The sequence below is a fragment of the Microbacterium sp. P2_F9 genome (assembly GCF_056403635.1).
Genome location: NZ_JBFUFC010000279.1, coordinates 1 through 3,610 on the forward strand (window position 1 = coordinate 1; position 3,610 = coordinate 3,610).

General features: G+C 68.3%; 3 protein-coding genes. 2 read left to right on the top strand and 1 reads right to left on the bottom strand.

What is annotated here, in order from left to right; translation table 11 throughout:
- Positions 1–681, bottom strand: a 681-nt coding sequence (locus AC1DVT_RS18705; RefSeq protein WP_477390728.1) for an AAA family ATPase, incomplete at its 3' end; no start/stop codon positions are given.
- Between the two features lie 183 nt (positions 682–864).
- On the opposite strand from AC1DVT_RS18705, the gene AC1DVT_RS18710 reads away from it, so the two are divergent.
- Both AC1DVT_RS18710 and ppsA read left to right on the top strand, forming a co-directional pair.
- The gene (locus AC1DVT_RS18710; protein ID WP_477390730.1) at positions 865–1,707 is read left to right on the top strand and encodes a pyruvate, water dikinase regulatory protein; all 843 of its coding nucleotides are present in this window, start codon (positions 865–867) and stop codon (positions 1,705–1,707) included.
- 60 nt (positions 1,708–1,767) lie between these two features.
- A partial coding sequence (gene ppsA, locus AC1DVT_RS18715; RefSeq protein WP_477390732.1) for a phosphoenolpyruvate synthase occupies positions 1,768–3,610 on the top strand: 1,843 nt, incomplete at its 3' end.

The window sequence follows — 3,610 nt, forward strand, 5'->3', positions numbered from 1 at the left end:
GCGCAGTTCCACGAGCGCCAGGGGATTGCCGTCCGCGAGTTCGAGCAGCACCCGCCGATCCGCGCCTTCGGGCCGGTCGGGTCGGGTGTCGAGCACGGCGTTGGCGTCGATGAAGCCGAGCGGGGCGAGGTGGCGCCGCTCGATCGCGTCTGCCTCAACGGCGTCGTGGCCCGCGCGCGCGGTCATCACCACCAGCACCGGGTCGGACGAGACGCGCCGGGCGACCATGAGCAGCGTCTGCCGGGAGGCGGGATCGAGCCAGTGCAGGTCTTCGCCGATCACCAGCAGCGGGCGCGCACGAGCGGCGTCGGTGAGCAGAGTCAGGGCTGCCACGCCGGCKAGGAAGGTCGTCGGCAGGTCACCGGCCCGCACGCCGAACGCGACGTCGAGCGCGTCGCGCTGCGGCTCGGGCAGCTCGGGAATGTGGTCGCGCAGCGGCTGCAGCAGGAGGTGCAGCCCGGAGTACGGCGCCGCGGATTCGTCGGGGGTTCCTGCGGTGCGAAGCACCCGCAGGTCCCGCGCCCGGGCACGCCGCTCGAACTCGTCGACCAGGGCCGTCTTCCCGACGCCGGGGTCTCCCTCGATGAGCAGCGCAGACCCGCCGGCGTGGATTTCGGCGGATCGGGCATCGAACAGCGCGAGCTCGGGGTGACGGCCGATGAAGGCGCGGTCTGGCTGCACGTGAGCAGTCTGGCGTATCCGCGAGCGGCTTGGATACACCGACGTATTCACGAAACACAACTTGTCGACAGCGAAGGATCCCGTCTTTTTGATAGCGCTCAACGCGATAAGGACCAATGAAGTTCCGCATAGCTTTGACAGTGGACGGGCGCCCGGCTCATCCGTGACCAGTGCGGAGCACACGTGACGGACGCGAAGACGATCGCGCGGGAGAAGACTCCCGGACGCGCGGCCTACTTCGTGTCCGACAGCACGGGAATCACGGCGGAGACGCTGGGCAGTGCCCTGCTGGCGAACTTCCCCGGGGTGCGCTTCCAGCGGCACACGATCCCGTTCGTCGACACCGTGAACGGCGCCCGGAATGTCGTCAGCGACATCGAACGCGCCGCGAGCGTCGGCGCCGACCCCATCGTGTTCGCGACGGTCAAGTCCGCCGAGATCCTCGACGAGCTCACCCGGTCGCACGCGGTCGTGATCGACCTGCTCGGCGGGCACCTCCGCGAGTTGGAGGCGGCCCTCGGCAGCACCGCGTCGGAGCAGCTCGGGCAGTACCACGGCGTGGGCGACATCGAGCAGTACTTCGCCCGGATGCGCGCGGTGGAGTACGCGATCGAGCATGACGACGGGCAGAGCCTGCGCGCGCTCGACATCGCCGATGTGATCATCATCGCGCCGTCGCGCTGCGGCAAGACTCCGACCACGATGTACCTCGCGCTGCAGTACGGGCTCCTCGTGGCGAACTACCCGCTCACCGACGACGACTTCCCCTCGGACGGGCTGCCGGCGACGGTCGCGAAGTACGCGAGTCGCTGCTTCGGGCTGACCACGACGCCGCTGCGGCTGAGCCAGGTGCGCCACGAGCGCCGCCCGAGCTCGACCTACTCCAGCCTCGCGCAGTGCACCCTCGAGCTGCGCCGCGCCGAAGACCTCTACCGCCGCAATCGAGTGCCGTTCCTCAACTCCTCGACGAAGTCGGTCGAGKAGATGTCGGCCGTGATCATGCAATCTCTGCGGCTCCGCAGCTGACCCACCGCACCACCTCCACCCTCTGAATCGCGCACAACGCACAACTGATCGGGAGACCTCATGACCAACATCCTCTGGTTCCACGAAATCGGCATGGCCGACGTTCCTCAGGTGGGCGGCAAGAACGCCTCCCTGGGTGAGATGGTCTCGAATCTGTCGGATGCCGGAGTCACCGTGCCCGGTGGCTTCGCGACGACCGCCGACGCGTACCGCGAGTTCCTCGCGGCCGACGGCCTGTACGCGCGCATCCGTCAGGTCGTGGAGGAGCTGGACGTGACGGATGTCGCCGAACTCGCCCGGGTCGGCGCGAACGTGCGCGAGTGGATCGAGCAGCAGCCGCTTCCGGCGGCGTTCGAGTCCGACATCCGTGGCGCGTACGCGTCGCTCGTCGAGAGCGATCCGCAGCCCGACACCGTCTCGTGGGCGGTGCGCTCCAGCGCGACGGCCGAGGATCTCCCCGATGCCTCGTTCGCGGGTCAGCAGGAGACGTTCCTCAACATCAGCGGGATCGAAAACATCCTCGCCGCGATCCGCAGCGTGTTCGCGTCGCTGTACAACGACCGGGCGATCGCCTACCGGGTGCACCACGGTTTCGACCACCACGACGTCGCCCTGTCGGCCGGGATCCAGCGGATGGTGCGATCAGATGTCGGGGCCTCCGGCGTGCTGTTCACCGTCGACACCGAATCGGGGTTCGACCGGGCCGTGTTCATCACGAGCTCGTACGGGCTGGGCGAGGCGGTCGTGCAGGGGGCCGTGAACCCGGATGAGTTCTACGCCTACAAGCCGGCCCTGCGGGCGGGGAGCCCGGCGATCCTGAAGCGGTCGGTGGGGGAGAAGGCGCTGAAGATGGTCTACGCCGACGGCACCCACGCCGGCGCCAGCACCGTCTTCACCGACGTGCCGGTCGCCGACCGCGGACAGTTCTCCATCACGGATGCGGAGGTGGAGGAGCTCGGCCGGCAGGCGCTCGTGATCGAGGATCACTACGGGCGTCCGATGGACATCGAGTGGGGCAAGGACGGCATCGACGGAAAGCTCTACATCCTGCAGGCGCGCCCCGAGACGGTCGTCTCGCGGGTCGACGGCAACGTCACGCGCCGGTTCGTGCTCGAGCAGCCCGGCACGGTCATCACGATCGGGCGGGCGATCGGGCAGAAGATCGGCGCCGGCCCGGTGCGGGTGATGACCTCTCTCGCCCAGATGGACCAGTTCCACGCCGGCGATGTGCTCGTCGCGGACATGACCGACCCGGACTGGGAGCCGATCATGAAGCTCGCCTCCGCGATCGTCACCAACCGGGGCGGCCGCACCTGTCATGCGGCGATCATCGCCCGGGAACTCGGCATCCCCGCCGTCGTCGGCACCGGCGATGCGACGATCGCGCTCGAGAACGGCCGAGAGGTGACCGTCTCGTGTGCCGAAGGCGACAACGGCTTCGTCTACGAGGGCATCCTCGCGTTCGACGAGGTCATCACGCGGCTCGACGAGATGCCGGAGAGCCCCACCAAGATCATGCTCAACGTCGGCACGCCCGATCAGGCATTCGCGTTCTCGAAGCTCCCGAACAAGGGCGTCGGGCTGGCGCGCCTCGAATTCGTGATCAACCGGCAGATCGGCATCCATCCCCGCGCACTGCTCGACTTCGACACCCTCGAGCCCGCGCTGCACGATGAGATCGCGGAGCGGATCGCCGCGTACCCGTCGCCGCGGGACTACTTCGTGCAGCGCGTTGCGGAGGGGGTGTCGATGATCGCCGCGGCGTTCGCGCCGGAGAAGGTGATCGTGCGCCTCTCGGACTTCAAGTCGAACGAGTACGCGAACCTCATCGGCGGGGAGCTGTACGAGCCGCACGAGGAGAACCCGATGCTCGGCTACCGGGGTGCATCGCGCTACATCTCTC